Here is an 18510-nt window from a genome sequence, read left to right as displayed (position 1 = left end):
GAGGGGAGCGGCAAGGTGCGGGATCACTCGATTTTTGAGCGCTTCGAGATGGAGGTTCCCCGTGACGAGGATGGCTTCCATGTGAACAATGTGGGGTGCCGCACAAGTCTCGAATATGATCCTCCGCTGGAGATTGAGCGGCTTCCCGGCATGATGACCAGCGGTGCGGTCCCCTTCCGCCGGTCGGAGGGGAACCCGCATCTGCCGGAGCCGCGATCCGAAGATTATTACGAATGGATCGATTTGCTGAGCGCCATTGTGGATGCCAAGGACCATTTCGTCATGGTCGAGCTTGGCGCCGGTTACGGCCGCTGGCTGGCCAATGCGGCAAAGGCGCTGGACCGGTTCCGCGGTCCACGGATCGGCAGCCGCTTCTTCTGCGGTGTTGAGATACAGGTGGTGCAGTTCGGCTGGCTGCATGATCATCTCGACCTGAATGGGGTGTCGGCCGATCAGCGCCTGCTTCTGCATACCGGGGTTTCGGATGCCGTTTCGTATGAGTTGATGGAGGTTCGCAAGGGCACCGACTACAGCACCCCCGTTCAGAAGGTGCCCGGCGACATGCTGAAGAATTTCTACGAGGCCGGAACCCACAATTTGCGGATCGAGGGCGTCGACCTGCCGTACAAGATCGTCAAGGTCGTTCCGCTGTCCGACGTGTTGCACGAGGCTGTGGGGCGGGGCGGTGTGGTCGATTTCATGACGATCGATATCCAGGGGGCGGAGAAGCGGGCCATTGAGGCGTCGATCGATACCGTCAACCGCCAGGTCAAGCGGATGCATATCGGCACGCATGCACGTGATATCGAGGACCAGCTGCGGCCGCTGCTGGAGCAGCATGGCTGGATCATTGACCGTTTCTACCCTGGCGAGCGCCATTTCGAGGGTGAATTCGGCCAATTCTATATCAATGACGGCATCATTTCCTGCCGAAACAGCCGGTTCTTCACCGGCTGATTCCGGCCCGTCAGATCTATGCCGCGTCCTTGAACGGCCGCAGATTGGCGAGGAACTGCTGCGCGCAGGATTGCCAGGAGAAGGTCAGTGCATGGTCCCGGCAGATCACCGGGTCGATATTCACAGCCTTCAGGCAGGCCGTCCGCAAATCCTTATCCAGAACCCCCGCCGGGCTGTCAGCGATCACATCCAGCGGTCCCGGCACGGGGAAGGCCGCCACGGGCAGGCCCGACGCCAGCGCCTCCAGCAGCACCAGACCGAACGTGTCGGTGCGCGACGTGAAGACAAAGACGTCGGCGGCGGCGTAATGCAGGGCCAGTTCCTCGCCATGTTTGGCGCCGACAAAGGTGACTGTCGGGTACTTCGCCTTCAGTTCCGCCAGCTGCGGCCCGTCGCCCACCACCACCTTCGATCCCGGCAGGTCAAGGCTCAGGAACGCCTCGATATTCTTTTCCACGGCCACCCGGCCGACGGAGATGAAGACCGGACGCGGCAGATGCGCGAACAGGTCCTTGTCACGGGGGCGGAACAGGTCGGTATCCACCCCGCGTGACCAGCGGCGGATATTGGTGAAGCCCCGGCTTTCCAGGTCCGCCTCGATGCTGGCCGTGGCCACCATCATCGAATGGGCGGGTGCGTGGAAGCGGCGGATGAAGGCGTAGGACAGGGACAGCGGCACGGGCGCGCGGTCGCGCACATATTCCGGGAACCTTGTGTGATAGGCCGTGGTGAAGGGCAGCTTGCGTTTCAGGCAATAGCGCCGAGCCGCAAAACCCAATGGTCCCTCGGTGGCAATATGGATGGCGTCCGGTTGGGCCGCGTCGATCATCTGCCGCACCCGCCGGCCGGGGGCCAGGGCCAGGCGGATTTCCGGGTATGTCGGCATGGGAATGGTGCGGAACCGGTCAGGTGCGATCACCTCCACCTTGTGGCCCAGACGTTCCAGTTCGGCCCGCGTCGTCGTCAGGGTGCGCACGACGCCGTTGACCTGCGGATGCCAGGCATCCGTGACGATCAGCAGCTTCACGCCGCCGCCTTCAGCGCTGTCCTGGCGGCGACAATATCCGCCCAGCGCAGGATCTCCAGCCGACCGTCCTCGTGTTCGACCAATGCCGTGCATGATTCGACCCAATCCCCGTCATTCACGTAAAGGATGCCGTCCATGTCGCGCATCTCGGCATGGTGGATGTGACCGCAGATGACGCCGTCCACCTGGCGCCGCCGCGCCTCGTCGGTCAGGGCGGTCTCGTAATCGCCGATGAACTCGACGGCCTTCTTGGTCTTGTGCTTCAGGTAGGCGGACAAGGACCAATAGGGGAAACCCAGCTTCCGCCTGACCTTGTTCAACAGGGTGTTGAGCCAGAGCAGGAACGTGTAGGCGGTGTCGCCGACGAAGGCCAACCACTTGGCGTAGCGCACGACCGCGTCGAACTGGTCACCATGGATGACCAGATAGCGCTTGCCGTCGGCCGCCGTGTGGATCGTGTCCTCCAGGATCGTCACGCCCCCGAATTGCAGGCCGATATAATCCCGGAAGCCCTCGTCATGGTTGCCGGGGATCAGGAAGACCTGGGACCCCTTGCGAGCCCGGCGCAGGATTTTCTGCACCACGTCATTATGCGCCTGCGGCCAGTACCAGCCCTTCTTCAGGCGCCATCCATCGACAATATCCCCCACCAGGTAGAGCAGGTCGGATTCGGTATGTTTCAGGAAATCCAGCAGCATGTCGGCCTGACATCCACGCGTCCCCAGATGGATGTCAGACAACCAGATGGCGCGATAGCGCCGTACATTCCCGTCGCCCAGCATATGTTCCCCCACCGCCGGTCAACCCAATCGCCAATCGTCCGCATGGAATTATAGACTAGCCATAGCGGATCGAAGCGTTCTATACCGCTTTATCTGGTGTTCTGTCAGCGACATCTAACGAACGGCCGGGGCGATCCGCAGAAACTTCTTGAGGTCGTCATTATTATTACATCGCCATTTCACAGGTATGTCATGGAGGTGTTTTGGAAATGTCACATGGGTTCGACCGGCGGCTGACCGTGATCTTCAATCCCGTGGCGGGTCGGCGCCGACCGGGATTGGTGGAGCAGGTGATGGCCGCGGCCACCGATGCCGGGGCCGTGGTGTCGCTGCACACCACCGATGCGGCGGGGCACGCCACATCCATCGCCCGTGACCTGGCGCGGTCGGGCATGGCCGACATCATCGTGGCGGCGGGCGGTGACGGCACCATCAACGAAGTGGTGAACGGCATGGCGGCGGCCGGCATGGCCGAACCGCCGCCGCTGGGCGTGGTGCCGCTGGGCACGGCCAATGTGCTGGCGCATGAGATGGGCGTGACAGGCGATGCGCGCCGAATCGGGGAAGGGCTGGCCCTGGCGCCGGCGCGGGCAGTGCATGCCGGGCTGGCCAATGGGCGGCTGTTCACGATGATGGCGGGCACGGGTCTGGATGCCCGCGTCGTGGCCGGTATCGACCCGGCACTGAAACGGCGTATCGGCAAGGGCGCCTATGCCCTGGGCGGCCTGCGGCAGATCCTGGCCAATCCCGGCCTGGACTATAAGGTCACGCTGACCGCCCCCGACGGCACCGTCAGCCGGCACCGGGCGGCCAGTTGCATCCTGTGCAAGGGCCATTTCTATGCCGGCACGTTTGTCCTGGCCCCCGATGTCCGGCTGGAACAGCCGGTACTGCATGCGGTGCTGTTCACAAGTCCTGGCCGGCTGGCGGCCCTGACCTATGCCAGCGCCATGACGCTGGGCCTGCTGCGTGGGCGCCGGGATGTGCTGGTGCTGCCGGCCGTGGCGGCGCGGATCGAGGGGCCGGAAGGAGAACCGGTGCAGGGCGACGGGGATGTCATCGCCCGTCTGCCCGTCGACATATCGATATGGAGTGGACGATTGAGGGTGGTTGGGGGAACATAGGCCACCTGAAAAGGTGGCAGGTCGGCGACTGCCGACCCGCGCCACGTGGCGCGTGAGCCAAGCCCACGGATGTGGGCGCCCGGCACCTGAGGGAACAACTAAAAACTCAGGCGCTGCGCATCGGCTGACGCACGTGTTCGCCGGGTTCGATCTGGGCCAGGCAGTCGATGATGTTGTCGCCCTTGCGGACCTGGAACCAGCCCTTGCCGTCATAGAAGGAGAGGCGATAGGTGCCCTGGTTGTCGCGTTCCAGGCGCAAGGTGGGTTCCTTCAGGCCCGGCAGCCAGACCAGCAGCCAATCGCGGTCCGGGCTGGTCGTGCGCTCCACCTTCTGCCACAGGCCGCGGCGGCGGCGATCAATCAGGATGGCCTTCCAGGCGGTCAGGTCGGTGGGGGTGAAACGCTGGCGGGCGAAGGGCACGATGACGCACATGGGGCGACCTCTGGGCTCTGGGATCACGGCTTGGTGCCGCGCATGGTCCAGATTTGCCCCGCCTGCTTAATGCGCCCTTAACCGCACCCGGTCCAAAAGCATAGGCCATCCGTTGGGATGTGTTGGAAAAAGCCGCTTCGCACCTGCACAGCTCCACGTCGCGGCAACGGTCGCGGAGCGGCTCGCTTCCTGGGCAAATCGGCCGGAAGCGGTGCAAAACCGCATACCCCCAATCCACAGGCGCGCTGTTGCGTAGGGGCTGTGCCTGTGTTACATGCTCGCTCGCTTGACGCCGGAGGGTCCTCCTCCGGACTGGTCGATCATTGCTAACGTCCTGAAATCATTCAGGTCCACGGACTTTAACCGAGGTTACCCAGTGGCAACCGAAGGGACTGGCGTCTCCGAACTCGCCTCGCGCTATGCGAGCGCCCTGTTCGATCTCGCAGATGGGCAGCAGGCCCTGGACCAGACGGCCCAGGATCTGATGTCCGTCAAGGCTCTGCTCGCTGAAAGCGCGGATCTCCGCCGCTTGATCGGCAGCCCGCTGCTCGCCCGCAACGACCAGGAGCGCGCCATGGAGGCCGTTCTGTCGGCCGCCGGCGTCGGTGAACTGGTGCGGAAATTCGTGGGCCTCGTCGCCCGCAACCGCCGTCTGTTCACGCTGCCGGGCATGATCGACGGCTATCTGGCGAAGCTGGCCCTGCGTCGCGGCGAAAGCACGGCGCGTGTCACCGTCGCCCGCCCGCTGAGCGATGCGCAGTGGAACGAACTGTCGGCCGCTCTAGCCCAGAGCGAAGGCCCCGGCGTAAAGCTGGATGTCTGGGTCGACCCGTCGCTGATCGGCGGCATGATCGTCAAAATCGGTTCCCGCATGGTGGATAGCTCCGTGCGCACCAAGCTCAATAAGCTGAAACTCGCCATGAAAGGGGTTGGATAATGGAAATCCGCGCCGCTGAGATTTCCGCGATCCTGAAGCAGCAGATCGCGAACTTCGGCACCGAAGCCGATGTCGCCGAAGTGGGCCAGGTTCTGTCCATCGGTGACGGCGTGGCCCGTATCCATGGTCTGGACAAGGTCCAGGCCGGCGAGATGGTTGAATTCCCCAACGGGGTCAAGGGCATGGCCCTGAACCTGGAAACCGACAATGTCGGCGTGGTGATTTTCGGCTCTGACCGCGCCATCAAGGAAGGCGACGTCGTCAAGCGCACGGGCGCCATCGTGGAAGTCCCCGTGGGCCGTGGCCTGCTGGGCCGCGTGGTTGACGGTCTGGGCAACCCGATCGACGGCAAGGGTCCGCTGGTCGACGTCAAGCGCCAGCGCGTGGAAGTGAAGGCCCCCGGCATCATCCCGCGCAAGTCGGTGCATGAGCCGATGCAGACCGGCCTGAAGGCCATTGACGCGCTGGTGCCCGTCGGCCGTGGTCAGCGCGAGCTGATCATCGGTGACCGTCAGACCGGCAAGACCGCCATCGCCCTGGATACCTTCATCAACCAGAAGGGTATCAACAAGGGCGACGACGAGAGCAAGAAGCTCTACTGCATCTATGTCGCCGTGGGCCAGAAGCGCTCCACGGTCGCGCAGATCGTCAAGACCCTGGAAGAAAACGGCGCGCTGGAATATTCCATCGTCGTGGCCGCCACCGCTTCCGAGCCGGCGCCTTTGCAGTTCCTGGCCCCCTACACGGGTGCGGCCATGGGCGAATTCTTCCGCGACAATGGCATGCATGCCCTGATCGTCTATGACGATCTGTCCAAGCAGGCCGTCGCCTATCGTCAGATGTCGCTGCTGCTGCGCCGTCCGCCGGGCCGCGAAGCCTATCCCGGCGACGTGTTCTATCTGCACAGCCGCCTGCTGGAGCGCGCCGCCAAGCTGAACGACGCCAATGGCGCCGGCTCGCTGACGGCCCTGCCGGTCATCGAGACCCAGGCCGGCGACGTGTCCGCCTATATTCCCACGAACGTGATCTCGATCACCGACGGCCAGATCTTCCTGGAAACGGGTCTGTTCTATCGCGGCATCCGTCCCGCCATCAATGTCGGTCTGTCGGTGTCCCGCGTGGGGTCGGCCGCTCAGATCAAGGCGATGAAGCAGGTTGCCGGCACCATCAAGCTGGAACTGGCCCAGTATCGTGAAATGGCTGCCTTCGCGCAGTTCGCTTCCGATCTGGACGCCACCACCCAGCGTCTGCTGAGCCGCGGTGCGCGCCTGACGGAGCTGCTGAAGCAGCCCCAGTTCAAGCCGATGCCCGTGGAAGAGCAGGTCGTGTCGATCTTCGCCGGCGTGCGCGGTTACCTGGACAAGGTCCCGACCAACGACGTGAACCGGTTCGAAGCGCGCTTCCTGGACGAAGTCCGGGCCAAGGGCGCCGACATCCTGGCCGCGATCCGCAACGAGAAGGCGATTTCCAAGGAAACCGAAGAGAAGCTGAAGGCTTTCCTCGACGGTTTCACCAAGGTTTTCGCCTGATCCAAGCACCCTGCAAAGGGGCCTCATTGAGAGCGTAGGGCTGTCATGCCGAGCTTGAAGGACATCCGAAACCGGATCGCCAGCGTCAAGTCGACGCAGAAGATCACGTCGGCCATGAAGATGGTCGCGGCCAGCAAGCTGCGCCGTGCCCAGGAGCAGGCGGAGGCCGGCCGGCCCTATGCGGAACGCATGGGCCGGATGCTGGCCTCGCTGGCGGCCAATGTGGCGGGCGGTCCCGGTGGCCCCCGCCTGATGACCGGGACGGGCAGCGACCAGACCCACCTGCTGGTGGTGATGACCGCCGACCGTGGCCTGGCCGGTGGTTTCACCAGCTCCGTGGTGCGCGATACCAAGCGTGCCATCCTGCGGTTGCAGGCCGAGGGCAAGACCGTGAAGCTGCTGACCGTGGGCCGCAAGGGCCGCGATCTGCTGCGCCGCGAGTTCCCGACGCTGGTCGTCGCGACGTTCGAGGAAGTGGGCAAGAAGAAGCTCTCCTTCGCCGACGCCGACCGGGTGACCGCGAAGATCCTGGAGCTGTTCGATGCCGGCGAATTCGATGTCGCCAGCATTGTCTATAACAAGTTCAAGTCGGCGATGACCCAGGTCGTCACCTTCCAGCAGGTGGTGCCGTTCGCGGCCCCCGCGGCGGGTGATGCCCCGGTCGAAGCCGGCGCCGTCTATGAGTTCGAGCCGAGCGAGGAGGCCATCCTGGCCGACCTGCTGCCGCGCAATCTGGCCATCCAGGTCTATTCCGCCTTGCTGGAGAGCGCCGCGTCGTTCTTCGGCTCGCAGATGACCGCGATGGACAATGCCACGCGCAACGCCGGTGAGATGATCAAGAAGTACACGCTGATTTACAACCGCACGCGCCAGGCTTCGATCACCAAGGAGCTGATCGAAATCATTTCCGGCGCGGAAGCGTTGTAAACCACACCCACATTCACGACGAAGTCAAGGTTCCGAGGGAGCTTACCCCATGGCTAACAACAGCAACGCGGTCGGCCGCATCACGCAGGTTCTTGGTGCCGTCGTGGACGTGCAGTTCAGCGGCGACCTGCCGCCGATCCTGAACGCGCTGAACACCACGAACGAGGGCAAGACCCTGGTTCTGGAAGTGGCGCAGCATCTGGGCGAGAACACCGTCCGCACGATCGCCATGGACACGACCGACGGTCTGGTCCGCGGCGCCGAGGTGGTGGACACCGGTAACTCGATCCTGATGCCCGTCGGCCCGGCCACGCTTGGCCGCATCCTGAACGTCATCGGTGAGCCGATCGACGAGCGTGGCCCGGTCGGCCATGACAAGGTCCTGCCGATCCATCGCGAGGCCCCCGACTTCGTCGATCAGGCGACCGACGCCGCCCTGCTGATCACCGGCATCAAGGTCATCGACCTGCTGGCCCCGTACCTGAAGGGCGGCAAGATCGGCCTGTTCGGTGGCGCCGGTGTGGGCAAGACCGTGACCATTCAGGAACTGATCAACAACGTCGCCAAGGCGCACGGCGGCATGTCGGTGTTCGCCGGTGTGGGTGAGCGTACCCGCGAAGGTAACGACCTGTACCACGAGATGATCGACGCCGGCGTCATCAAGACCGACGGCCCGGGCTCCAAGGTGGCCCTGGTCTATGGTCAGATGAACGAGCCGCCGGGTGCCCGCGCCCGTGTCGCCCTGTCCGGTCTGACCATCGCTGAATATTTCCGCGATGAAGAAGGCCAGGACGTGCTGTTCTTCGTGGACAACATCTTCCGCTTCACCCAGGCGGGTGCGGAAATGTCGGCGCTGCTGGGCCGTATCCCGTCGGCCGTGGGTTATCAGCCCACCCTGTCCACCGACATGGGCGCGCTCCAGGAACGCATCACCTCGACGAAGAAGGGCTCGATCACGTCCGTGCAGGCCATTTACGTGCCCGCTGACGATCTGACCGACCCGGCCCCGGCCACGTCGTTCGCCCACCTGGACGCCACGACGGTGCTGAGCCGTTCCATCGCTGAAATGGCCATCTTCCCGGCCGTGGATCCGCTGGACAGCACCAGCCGCGCCCTTGACCCCCGCATCGTCGGTGAAGAGCATTACAACACCGCCCGCAAGGTTCAGCAGGTGTTGCAGCAGTACAAGGCCCTGCAGGACATCATCGCGATCCTGGGCATGGACGAGCTGTCGGAAGAGGACAAGCTGGTTGTGGCCCGCGCCCGCAAGATCCAGCGCTTCCTGTCGCAGCCGTTCCATGTGGCCGAAGTGTTCACCGGCACGCCGGGCGTTCTGGTCTCCCTGGAAGACACCATCAAGGGCTTCAAGGGCATCGTGAACGGCGACTACGACCATCTGCCGGAAGCCGCCTTCTACATGGTCGGCACCATCGAAGCGGCCGTCGAGAAGGCCCGCAAGATGGCCGAGGCCGCCTAAGTTCGCTCCGGACCCCGCCCGCCGGTTTACGGTTGGGCGGGGATAAGGGCAAAGGGAGGGGGCGACCCCTCCTTGACGCGTTTTGCTGGGGTTTGAGCCATGGCCGACAAGGTAGAATTCGAGCTGGTGTCGCCGGAGAAGCTGCTGGTGTCGCAGCCGGTGCATATGGTGGTGGTGCCGGGGGCCGAGGGCTTCCTGGGCGTGCTGCCGGGCCATGCCCCGATGATCGTCACGGTGAAGCCGGGCGTCATCGACATCTATGCCAATGACATGGGCACCATCACCCAGCGCATCTTCGTGGCGGGCGGCTTCTGCGAGATCACCGCGACCCGCGTGACCATCCTGGCCGAGGAGGCGTCCGACCTGGATGCCGTCCGTGGTCTGGACCGCGCCGCGCTGGAGAAGCAGGTGGCCGACCTTACCGAGGACGTAGCCGACGCCAAGTCCGAAGGCGAGCGCCATACGCTGGAGGGCAAGTTGGCCATCGTGCAGGCCAAGCTGGACGTCCAGGCCGGCACCCTGCACTAAATGCCGCGTTGATCGGCGACCGGAAACGCGTCACATATGTGTCACGTTCCGGGGTGGTGAGAATGACTATCACGGGGGCGCGTTTGCGCCCCCGTTGCTTTTTCAGCATATCTCCCCAATCTGTCAGCAATCATGCAGTCCCTGGGGGACGCATCAGCAATCGGAAGAGTATCGGCACCATGGCGAATGCGCATTGGACCATCGAGGGCCTGCCCTGGGACCTGCTGGACCCCGCCAAGGCGTCGCCCGACATGCTGAAGCTGGCCAAGGCGGCGGCCCTGGTCGAATATAACGGCCATATCTATGCCGACTATCTGTGCAACGTCTTCCGCGAGGATCCGGAATTCTGCGCCCTGGTGCGCGAATGGGCGGTGGAGGAGGTGCAGCATGGCGAATCGCTGGGCACCTGGGCATCGCGTGTTGATCCCTCCTGGGACTTCCAGGCCGCCGTGCAGCGCTTCCGTGACGGGTACCAGATCGACGTGGCTGCCATGGACAGCAAGCGCGGCAGCCGTGCTGGCGAGCTGGTCAGCCGCTGCATCGTGGAAACCGGCACGTCGAGCTATTACACCGCCCTGGCCGATGCCACCGAAGAGCCGGTGTTCAAACAGCTGTGCAAGCATATCGCCGCCGATGAGCTGCGCCATTACAAGCTGTTCTACGATCACCTGAAGCGTTATCTGGTGTCGGAAAAGCTGAACCGCGTACAGCGGCTGCTGGTCTGCCTGTCGCGCATCAACGAGACCGAAGACGACGAACTGGCCTACGCCTTCTATGCGGCCAATTACTGGACCCGCCCCTATGAGCGGGTGGAGAACAATGCCGAATATACCAGCCTGGCCTATTCCTATTACCGGCCACAGCACCTGGACCGCATGGTCGGCATGGTGTTCAAGGCCTCGGGCCTGAAGCCGCATACTTGGCTGCACGGCGTGGCCGCCAAGTTCGCCTATAACCGCATGCGCAAGAAGGCCGAAACGGCGCGTCTGGCGGCGTAACGCCCCCTTTACCCGTCATCCCGGCGCAATCCGGGATGGCGGGGGGTATGTGCGCTGCCCTCAATGCAGTCGCTGCGACGGCGCCGGCCCATCCAGCTGGATTTCCGGCTCGCCGTTCTCCGCCCCCTTGCGCAGCAGCTTCAGCAGGGCGCCCGCCTCGGGTGTGCCGTCCAGCGTGGCGCAGAGGCAGGCCATCAGTTCCGGCACCATCAGGGTCAACGCCGCGTTGCCCTGGGTGAGTTTGTGCACGATCAGCCCGTTTTCCACGGCGTTCAGCATCACAGCCGCCGCCGGCCCCACCAGGGCGAGTTCCGACGGCAGGGGGGTGGGTACCGGTTCCACGCCGGTGCGGGCGAATTCCTTCAGGTTACGCTCCAGGATATAGGCGTTCACCGGGCCGTCCATCACCTGCTGGGTGGCGCTGTCGCCCGCCTGTTCGGTCAGGACGCGGCGCAGCTTGCGCAGGCCCGCGACGGCGGCGGCGGTCAGATCCTCCCGGCCGCTGGCATGGCTGCCGGCCGATACGAAAGCGGCCCGGATCAAGGTGGGGACCAGATTCTGGTCCTGCTGGGTCGTCATGGCGCGTCCTCCTTCACGAAGCGATGCCCCTTCATTCACTGGCGCGCCATCGCGGACCCCATTCTGGGCATCCGTGGCATCGCCTGTTGGAGCACGTGGGGAGGCGTCCATCTGTCGTCAAGGGTCGGCGGCGGAACCATTCCGGTCTATCCTGTGGCAGTGCAACAGAGGTGGCGGACAGGATGTTGAAGCGGATCATGCGTGGATTGCGCCGCGACGTGGCGGAAGCGGCGCCCCCAGCCACCCCCTCCCGGCCGAACCAGCCGGCTGGATTGGCGCTGGCGCTGCAGGGCGGTGGGTCCCTGGGTGCCTTCACCTGGGGCGTGCTCGACCGGCTGCTGGACGAGCCCGGCTTCGTGCCGGTGCGCCTGTCGGGTGCCTCGGCCGGGGCGGTCAATGCCGTTTCCTTCGCCAGCGGCTGGGCCAAGGGCGGGCCGGCGGGGGCCCGCGACGCGCTGGACCGGGTGTGGCGGCGGGTGGGGGAATGCGGCGTCGGCGCGCTGGGTTTCTGCCCGAGCTGGGCCAATAATGGCATCACCCAGGCCGTTAACAGCGCCGCCTTCGCCATGGCCACGCGGATGTTCTCGCCCTATGCGCTGAACCCGCTGGGGTTCAACCCGCTGCGGTCGATCCTGGTGGAAGAGGTGGATTTCGCCGCCCTGGCCCTGCCCACCGCCCCCGCCATCCTGATCTCCGCCACCCGTGTGCGTGACGGGCAGCCCCACCTGTTCGGCAGTGCGGAGATCAATGTCGAGTCGCTGCTGGCCTCCACGACGCTGCCCACCCTGCATCAGGCGGTGGAGATCGAGGACGAGGCCTATTGGGATGGCGGCTATACCCTGAACCCGCCCATCCGCGCCCTGCTGGACGGGCCTTCGGTGGGCCGCCTGCTGGTGGTGCAGGCCATGGCCAACTGCACCGACGACACCCCGCGCACGGCAGCCGCGATTCGCGAACGCCTGAACCAGATCACCTTTTCCCGACCGCTGGAGGCGGAGATGGAACTGGTGCGGGAGGTGCTGAAGCGCGGGGAGGGGCCGGAACAGCTCGACCTGCTCTCCATCGATCCGCAGGACCCGGCGCTGGGTGACCTGAACGGGCTGCGCATCGATATGGAGTATCTGCTGACGCTGAAGGCGCACGGTCGGGCGCAGGCGGGGGAGTGGCTGGCTAGATGATAGCGCTAGCTACCTCGCTGCCAGTGAATCGATGAACGCAGTGATCCGGGAAGCGGCCTCGTTCGGGCAGTGCTGTAGCAGCAGGTGTGGGCCCGCCAATGCTCCATGCTGGCAATTGCGGGCCAACCGGGTCAGGTCTTGGGTCGTGCCTTTCCGTAGAAGCCGGTCCTCCAGGGAGGATAGCACCAGGGCGGGTACATCCAGCATGCAAAGCGTTTCGCGTACATCCACGCGCATTGCTTCTCGTGCACGTCCGGCAATGACGGCGGGCGCCAGTGAACGCATCCGTTCACGGACCTGCCGTGCGAGGGGGGCGTTCTCGCCATTCAACAGAAACTGGTCGATCAAAGTGGCGGGCGGTATCAATCTGCCGGCCAATCCTGTGGCAGCACGCGCAATGGCCGCAATGACCGGCGGCAGGGGCCGGTTGGCAAACGTCGTGGTAAGCACGATGCCCTGAAGCCCGGTGGGATTGAGAGACGCCAGCATAATGCAGACCGGTCCAGAGAAGGACTCGCCCAGCAGGATGAAATTGCCATCGGGTAGTTGGCCTGAAACCAGCTGCGTCAGCGCTTCGTAGTCGAGATGGGTATCCCCCGGATATGGGATCACCTGAGGGGTGACCCACGAGGGCAGCCGTTGGATCAAGGGGGCGAAGAATTGCCCAGAACCGTCAAAGCCTGGAAGCAGTACCAACTTCATGCATCTGGGATCCTTGTTGAGACGTCGTCAATACCGCAACAACATCTTCCCCGGATTCATGATCGCGTCCGGGTCCAGCATCGCCTTTACCTTCCGCATCAGGTCCAGTTCCACCGGGTCCTTGATGCGGGCCAGTTCTTCGGCCTTGTGGTTGCCGATGCCATGTTCGGCGCTGATGCTGCCGCCATGGGCCAGGGCGTGGGTATGGACAAGGTCGGTGATGGCGTGGGCATGGGCCAAATAGGCCGCCCCGTCCATGCCGGCCGGGCGTCCGATATTGAAATGGATATTGCCGTCCCCGGCATGGCCGAACGGGTAGGGCCGGATGCCGGGCATATAGGCGCTGACGGCTTCGATGGTGGCGGACAGGAAGTCGGGGATGCGGCTGACGGGCACGGACACGTCGGTATGCACCGCCCCGCCGATCTTGCGCCCGATTTCTGGCAGGCTCTCGCGAATTAGCCAGAGCTTGCGTTGCTGTTCCATGCTGTCGGCAAAGATGGCGTCGGTGACGACACCCTGTTCCAGGGCGGTTTCCAGCACCGCCTCCACCTGACCACGCAGTAGGGGGCCTTCCATGCCGCTGCTGGCCTCCAGCAGCACGTACCAGGGGGAGGGGGCCGATAGCGGGTCCTGGTCGCGGCCCAATATCTGCCGCGAGCCATCGAAGGTGAAACGCGGCATCAGTTCAAACGCCGACAGGCTGTCGCCGGTGCCGGTGCGGGCCAGACCCAGCAGGGCGATGGCCGCCGCCGGGCTGGGCACGGCCACCAGGGCGGTTTCGATCTGACGGGGGCGGGGATAGAGCTTCAGGGATGCGGCGGTGATAATGCCCAGGGTGCCCTCAGCACCTAAGAACAGGTGCTTCAGATCGTAGCCGCTATTATCCTTGCGCAGGGTCCGCAACCCATTCCAGACGCGCCCGTCGGGCAGCACCACTTCGAGCCCCAGCACCAGATCGCGGGCATTGCCATAGCGCAGGGTCAGGATGCCGCCGGCATTGCTGGACAGGTTGCCGCCCAGCATGCAGGTGCCCTCCGCCCCCAGCGACAGGGGGAAATAACGGTCGGCCGCCTGGGCCGCCGCCTGGATATCGGCCAGCACGCATCCCGCCTCGGCGACCATCGTGTAGTCGGCGGCGTCCAGGACGCGGATTCGGTTTAACCGGCCGAGGTTCAGCAGGACGGCACCGCTCCCTGGCCGGGCCACCGTTCCCCCGACCAGTCCGGTATTACCCCCCTGCGGTACGATGGGCACGCGCTGTTCAGCGCACAGGCGCACGAGGGCGGACACCTCATCCGTCGAACCGGGGCGCAGGACCGCCAGCGGGTGGCTCTCTTCCCGCCGGCGCCAGTCGAAGGCGTAAGCGCCCATGTCTGCGCCGGTCAGGACGTTCGATGCGCCGACAATCCCGGCGAAGGCGGAAAGAAGATTGCTCATGTCCGGGGTGCCGCCGCCCGGCGCAGCCGGTCGTTGATGGCCACACCCAGCCCCCTGTCCGGCACCGGCATCACGGCGATGCCCGACAGGCCCGGCCGGTCCAGGGCGCGCAGCATGGCGAACAGGTTGGATGCCGCCTCCGTCAGATCGCCATTGTTGGACAGGTTCAGGCGCACGGCCCCACCGCGCAGGAACTGGTCGGGCCCGAAGGCCAGCAACGCCTCGTCCTGGCGCACTTCTGCTGCGTCCAGCCGCACGGGCAGGCCCGGCGCGTAGTGGCTGGTCATCATGCCGGGCGCTTTCACCCCGTCGGCCGCCGTGGCGGTATCGACGGGACCGAGCACGCTTTCCAGCTCTTCGCGCGTCACCGAACCGGGGCGCAGCAGCAGCGGACGCTCGCCCGTCAGGTCCAGCACAGTGGATTCCACGCCGATGGCGCAGCGTCCGCCGGCCAGGATCAGCTTCAGCCGGGCGCCGCCGCCGTCCGGAAACTCATCGGCTACATGCATGGGGGTGGTGGGGCTGACATGGCCGGAGACATTGGCCGATGGGGCGGCGATGGGCCGGCCGGAAGCCTGGATCAGGGCGCGGGCAATCGGGTGGGCGGGGCTGCGCACCGCCACCGTGTCCAGCCCGGCAGAGACCAGCAGCGACAGGGGTGCCGTGGCGCGGCGCGGCAGCACCAGGGTCAGGGGGCCGGGCCACCACATCTCCATGGCGCGGGCCGCCCGCTCATCGACATGGACCAGCGCCTCGGCCGCGCCGGCATCGGCCACATGCACGATCAGCGGGTTGAAGCTGGGGCGGCCCTTGGCGGCGAAGATGGCGGCCACGGCCGCATCATTGCCGGCATCCCCGCCCAGCCCATAGACCGTCTCTGTCGGCAGGGCCACCAGATGCCCTGCCGCCAGCACGTCCGACGCCTGCGCATAGGCCGCCGGTCCCGGTGGCAGCACGCGCGGCCGGTCGGGATGCGGTGGCGGGGCCGGCGCGTCATGGTGATGGTGGTGGCTGGGATCGTCGCAACAAGGGTCGTGGGGCACGGGGCAAAATCCTGAAACGTCTGGGTCAGAAGATAGTCCCCCGGCCCCGCGCGATCACGGGCTTTTGGCGCACAGCCATGCTGCGTCAGGCGATGCCGGGCTTCAGCGAGAAGACGATGCCCCAGCCGTCCGGATCCTCAAAACACACGGCCCGGTCCAGCCAGTAGGGGTTCTCCGGCACCACCGGCACGCCGCCGCGCGCCTGGATGGACGCCGAGACGGAGTCCAGGTCGGCCCGGCTGTCCACATACAGCACCAGCAGATTGTCGCGCGTCGGCGCGGGGCAGGGGCTGCCATCTTTGTGCTGGGTGAATTCCAGATGCGTGTCCCAGCCGGGCAGGCCGATCATCACCCCGTCATAGCCGGCATGGCTGCCATCATCGACCCAGCCGCCGATCACGGGCAGGCCGATCACGTCACGATAGAAGGCGGTGACTGCCTGGATCTTGTCGGTGGGCCGCGCCACCCGCAATCGGGTGATGGGCAGATGAGCAGGCCATTTACTCATGCTTTTCTTCCCTCAATGTATGTTAATGATATTTTTAATTACGCATTCTGGAGGAATTAATAGATGCCAGTAGGTGTTGCGGTAATTCAAGAGGCGTTACTGAGTCTCGGAGGTGAGGCCCATCTCAAGCAGATCGTGGCTAGGGTTAAGGAAATTGTCCCAGATCCGCATCCTAAAAGTTTAGACGCAATAGTTAGAGGCAGATTGGAGAATTATTGTGTTGAATCGTCTTCTTTTAAGGGAAAAGAGATATTCTGCAGTGTTTATGGCGTTTCGGCAAGAAAAGGAGTGTGGGCTCTAGTTGATTCAGGTGATATTCAGGAGAGTGAAGAATTTAATTATGATTTATTTGAAAAAGAAGAAGGTCGTCAATTCCTTAAGGAACATCTTAGGAGGGAGCGGTCGTCCAGGCTTGTTTCTATATTCAAAAGAAGACTAAAGTTATTTTCGTGCTGCGTGTGTGATTTCAATTTTGAGGAATTTTATGGAGTACCGGGAAGGGGATATATTGAGGCTCACCACGTTATTCCAATTGCAAATATGAACAATGGCGATGTTACAAAGTTAACCGATTTGGTGCCGGTATGTGCAAATTGTCATCGGATGCTGCATCGGAATGGCTTACTAGATTGGCAAGAATTAAGGCGGCTTCTTGGTAAGTGATAGCTAAGGCTTTCTGTTGCATTGCACTCCAGTGCTTGCCGCCCGTTGATCATGTGGGCACACTGGCCCACGCAACAGAGCACAGCAAGGGGCCGGGCATGACGGGGCGGGTCATCACCATCGCACAACAGAAGGGTGGGGCGGGCAAGACCACGCTGGCCATCCATCTGGCCGTCACCTGGGTATTGGCCGGTAAATCCACCGCCCTGGTCGATATCGACCCGCAGGGCAGCCTGTCCGCCTGGTACCAGCAGCGTCAGGCCACCCTGGGGCCGGAGAATACCGGCATCACCCATCTCCAGATTTCCGGCTGGCGCACGCAGCGGGAGGTGGAGCGGCTGGCCAGGACCCATGATGTCGTGGTCATCGACAGCCCGCCGCACGCCGAAACCGACGCCCGCATTGCCGTGCGCACCGCCGCCCTGGTGGTGGTGCCGGTGCAGCCCAGCCCCATGGACCTGTGGGCCACGCGCCCGACCCTGGACCTGGCGCGGGCGGAGAAGCGGCCGGTGATGCTGGTCATGAACCGGGTGCCGGCACGCGGCAAGCTGGTGGATGCGGTGGCTTTGAGGGCAGCGGAGCTGGCAGTGCCCATGGCCACGGAAAGCCTGGGCAACCGCATCGGATTCGCCGGTTCCCTGATGGAGGGGCTGACGCTGGCCGAAACCGATCCGAAATCCAAGGGGGTGGAGGAGTTGGAGGCATTGGCCGCCGAGATCTGGGCGGCAATGGACTGATCGGAGGGGGCGCGGGTGGCCCAATGTCTCCACTTGCCATGATTGGCGGGCATTAACCCGTTTGGTAGCCTTCCCCGGAGCGCAAAAGGGGGAAGCGATGCGAAAGCTTGTTGGGGCATTGGCGCTGCTGTCGATTCTGTGGGCACCGGTGGTCGCGGCTGCTGACGCGCCGGTGGAGGTGATGGTGCTGGGCACCTATCATTTCGCCAATCCCGGCCAGGACAAGGTCAATGCCCAGATCGATCCGGTCACCACGCCGGCCAAGCAGGTGCAGCTGGAACAGGTGGCCGAACGGCTGGCCCGGTTCAAGCCAACGGTCATTGCGGTGGAACGGGTGGCCAAGGACCAGTCCAGCCTGCTGGACCACCGCTATCCGGACTTCACGCCGGACGCGCTTCTGAAATATCCGGACGAGCGGGTGCAGATCGCCTATCGCCTTGCCCACAAGCTGGGTTTGAAACAGGTCTTTGCCGTCGATGAGGTGGCGGAAGCGGGCGAGCCCGATTATTTCCCGTTCGATCCGGTCCAGACATGGGCCGATGCCCATGGCAAGACCGCCGCCATCGACGCGCTGTTCGGCCCCGTCCAGGCCTGGGCGGCACAGCTGGAACAGGATCAGAAGACCCGGTCCGTTGCCGACATCCTGGCCGACCTGAACGCACCCGACCATCCCATCGCCATCAAGAGCATGGGCGAGGGTTATTACCGGCTGCTGGCCCTGGGCAAGGGCCGCGACCTGCCGGGGGCGGACCTCAACGCTCGCTGGTATGCCCGCAACGCCCGCATCTTCGCCAAGCTGATCCAGGTGGTGAAGCCGGGCGACCGCGTGCTGCTGGTCTATGGTTCCGGCCATAATTACTGGCTACGTCATTTCGCCAGCGAAACGGGTGGGTTCAGGCTGGTGGAAGCGGGCGATTATTTGCGCAAGTGAGGGGGCGTCC

General features: G+C 64.3%; 20 protein-coding genes. 12 read left to right on the top strand and 8 right to left on the bottom strand.

The window, feature by feature from the left end; genetic code table 11:
• Positions 1 to 15: 15 nt before the first annotated feature.
• Positions 16 to 957, top strand: coding sequence for an FkbM family methyltransferase (locus AC1Q7F_RS08405; protein ID WP_492505661.1), 942 nt, complete (start codon positions 16 to 18; stop codon positions 955 to 957).
• Between the two features lie 16 nt (positions 958 to 973).
• On the opposite strand, the gene AC1Q7F_RS08400 is transcribed toward AC1Q7F_RS08405, so the two are convergent.
• Entirely contained in the window at positions 974 to 1984 is a 1011-nt protein-coding gene (locus AC1Q7F_RS08400) for a glycosyltransferase family 4 protein (protein WP_492505660.1), read from the bottom strand.
• Positions 1981 to 2766, bottom strand: a complete 786-nt coding sequence (locus tag AC1Q7F_RS08395) for a UDP-2,3-diacylglucosamine diphosphatase (RefSeq protein ID WP_492505659.1) — start codon at positions 2764 to 2766, stop codon at positions 1981 to 1983. Before AC1Q7F_RS08395 ends, AC1Q7F_RS08400 begins: the two co-directional genes overlap by 4 nt.
• Before the next feature lie 209 nt (positions 2767 to 2975).
• Between AC1Q7F_RS08395 and AC1Q7F_RS08390 the strand changes: the two genes are divergently transcribed.
• Positions 2976 to 3890 carry a diacylglycerol/lipid kinase family protein gene (locus AC1Q7F_RS08390; RefSeq protein WP_492505658.1) on the top strand — a complete coding sequence of 305 codons (915 nt, stop codon included), beginning with the start codon at positions 2976 to 2978 and terminating at the stop codon, positions 3888 to 3890.
• 106 nt (positions 3891 to 3996) lie between these two features.
• On the opposite strand, the gene AC1Q7F_RS08385 is transcribed toward AC1Q7F_RS08390, so the two are convergent.
• Entirely contained in the window at positions 3997 to 4323 is a 327-nt protein-coding gene (locus AC1Q7F_RS08385) for a hypothetical protein (protein WP_492505657.1), read from the bottom strand.
• Between the two features lie 376 nt (positions 4324 to 4699).
• On the opposite strand from AC1Q7F_RS08385, the gene AC1Q7F_RS08380 reads away from it, so the two are divergent.
• The 6 genes from AC1Q7F_RS08380 to AC1Q7F_RS08355 all read left to right on the top strand — a co-directional run bounded on the left by AC1Q7F_RS08380 (position 4700) and on the right by AC1Q7F_RS08355 (position 10719).
• Positions 4700 to 5260 (top strand): F0F1 ATP synthase subunit delta, encoded by a 561-nt coding sequence (locus tag AC1Q7F_RS08380; protein ID WP_492505656.1) that lies wholly within the window; start codon positions 4700 to 4702, stop codon positions 5258 to 5260.
• Entirely contained in the window at positions 5260 to 6789 is a 1530-nt protein-coding gene (gene atpA, locus AC1Q7F_RS08375; protein ID WP_492505654.1) for a F0F1 ATP synthase subunit alpha, read from the top strand. Before AC1Q7F_RS08380 ends, atpA begins: the two co-directional genes overlap by 1 nt.
• Before the next feature lie 45 nt (positions 6790 to 6834).
• Positions 6835 to 7716 carry a F0F1 ATP synthase subunit gamma gene (locus AC1Q7F_RS08370; RefSeq protein ID WP_492505652.1) on the top strand — a complete coding sequence of 294 codons (882 nt, stop codon included), beginning with the start codon at positions 6835 to 6837 and terminating at the stop codon, positions 7714 to 7716.
• 49 nt (positions 7717 to 7765) lie between these two features.
• Entirely contained in the window at positions 7766 to 9193 is a 1428-nt protein-coding gene (gene atpD / locus AC1Q7F_RS08365) for a F0F1 ATP synthase subunit beta (RefSeq protein ID WP_492505650.1), read from the top strand.
• Between the two features lie 99 nt (positions 9194 to 9292).
• Positions 9293 to 9721: an ATP synthase F1 subunit epsilon gene (gene atpC, locus AC1Q7F_RS08360; protein ID WP_492505648.1), complete on the top strand. Its 429-nt coding sequence runs from the start codon at positions 9293 to 9295 to the stop codon at positions 9719 to 9721.
• Between the two features lie 179 nt (positions 9722 to 9900).
• Complete coding sequence (locus AC1Q7F_RS08355) at positions 9901 to 10719, top strand: ferritin-like domain-containing protein (protein ID WP_492505647.1); 819 nt, start codon at positions 9901 to 9903, stop codon at positions 10717 to 10719.
• Between the two features lie 60 nt (positions 10720 to 10779).
• Here AC1Q7F_RS08355 and AC1Q7F_RS08350 read toward each other — a convergent pair whose 3' ends face one another.
• The gene (locus AC1Q7F_RS08350) at positions 10780 to 11298 is read right to left on the bottom strand and encodes a hypothetical protein (RefSeq protein WP_492505645.1); all 519 of its coding nucleotides are present in this window, start codon (positions 11296 to 11298) and stop codon (positions 10780 to 10782) included.
• Between the two features lie 197 nt (positions 11299 to 11495).
• On the opposite strand from AC1Q7F_RS08350, the gene AC1Q7F_RS08345 reads away from it, so the two are divergent.
• On the top strand, positions 11496 to 12476 hold the full coding sequence (locus AC1Q7F_RS08345; protein ID WP_492505643.1) for a patatin-like phospholipase family protein: 981 nt from the start codon (positions 11496 to 11498) through the stop codon (positions 12474 to 12476).
• Positions 12477 to 12485: 9 nt separating this feature from the next.
• On the opposite strand, the gene AC1Q7F_RS08340 is transcribed toward AC1Q7F_RS08345, so the two are convergent.
• The 4 genes from AC1Q7F_RS08340 to AC1Q7F_RS08325 form a co-directional block, all read right to left on the bottom strand.
• Positions 12486 to 13178, bottom strand: a complete 693-nt coding sequence (locus AC1Q7F_RS08340; protein ID WP_492505641.1) for an alpha/beta fold hydrolase — start codon at positions 13176 to 13178, stop codon at positions 12486 to 12488.
• Positions 13179 to 13205: 27 nt separating this feature from the next.
• The gene (locus AC1Q7F_RS08335) at positions 13206 to 14618 is read right to left on the bottom strand and encodes an FAD-binding oxidoreductase (RefSeq protein WP_492505639.1); all 1413 of its coding nucleotides are present in this window, start codon (positions 14616 to 14618) and stop codon (positions 13206 to 13208) included.
• Positions 14615 to 15574: an L-threonylcarbamoyladenylate synthase gene (locus AC1Q7F_RS08330; RefSeq protein WP_492505723.1), complete on the bottom strand. Its 960-nt coding sequence runs from the start codon at positions 15572 to 15574 to the stop codon at positions 14615 to 14617. The genes AC1Q7F_RS08335 and AC1Q7F_RS08330 overlap by 4 nt, the downstream gene beginning before the upstream one ends.
• 172 nt (positions 15575 to 15746) lie before the next feature.
• Complete coding sequence (locus AC1Q7F_RS08325) at positions 15747 to 16169, bottom strand: VOC family protein (protein WP_492505637.1); 423 nt, start codon at positions 16167 to 16169, stop codon at positions 15747 to 15749.
• 63 nt (positions 16170 to 16232) lie between these two features.
• On the opposite strand from AC1Q7F_RS08325, the gene AC1Q7F_RS08320 reads away from it, so the two are divergent.
• The 3 genes from AC1Q7F_RS08320 (at position 16233) to AC1Q7F_RS08310 (ending at position 18500) form a co-directional block, all read left to right on the top strand.
• A complete protein-coding gene (locus AC1Q7F_RS08320) occupies positions 16233 to 16832 on the top strand; it encodes an HNH endonuclease (RefSeq protein ID WP_492505635.1) in 600 nt (199 codons plus the stop codon).
• Positions 16833 to 16930: 98 nt separating this feature from the next.
• Positions 16931 to 17569 (top strand): ParA family partition ATPase, encoded by a 639-nt coding sequence (parA, locus tag AC1Q7F_RS08315; RefSeq protein ID WP_492505633.1) that lies wholly within the window; start codon positions 16931 to 16933, stop codon positions 17567 to 17569.
• 97 nt (positions 17570 to 17666) lie between these two features.
• Positions 17667 to 18500 carry a DUF5694 domain-containing protein gene (locus AC1Q7F_RS08310; RefSeq protein ID WP_492505631.1) on the top strand — a complete coding sequence of 278 codons (834 nt, stop codon included), beginning with the start codon at positions 17667 to 17669 and terminating at the stop codon, positions 18498 to 18500.
• The last annotated feature ends 10 nt before the right edge of the window (positions 18501 to 18510 follow it).

It is taken from the genome of Niveispirillum sp. GW835-FHT14G11 (genome assembly GCF_058793615.1).
This window is presented reverse-complemented; position numbering and strand designations above follow the sequence as displayed.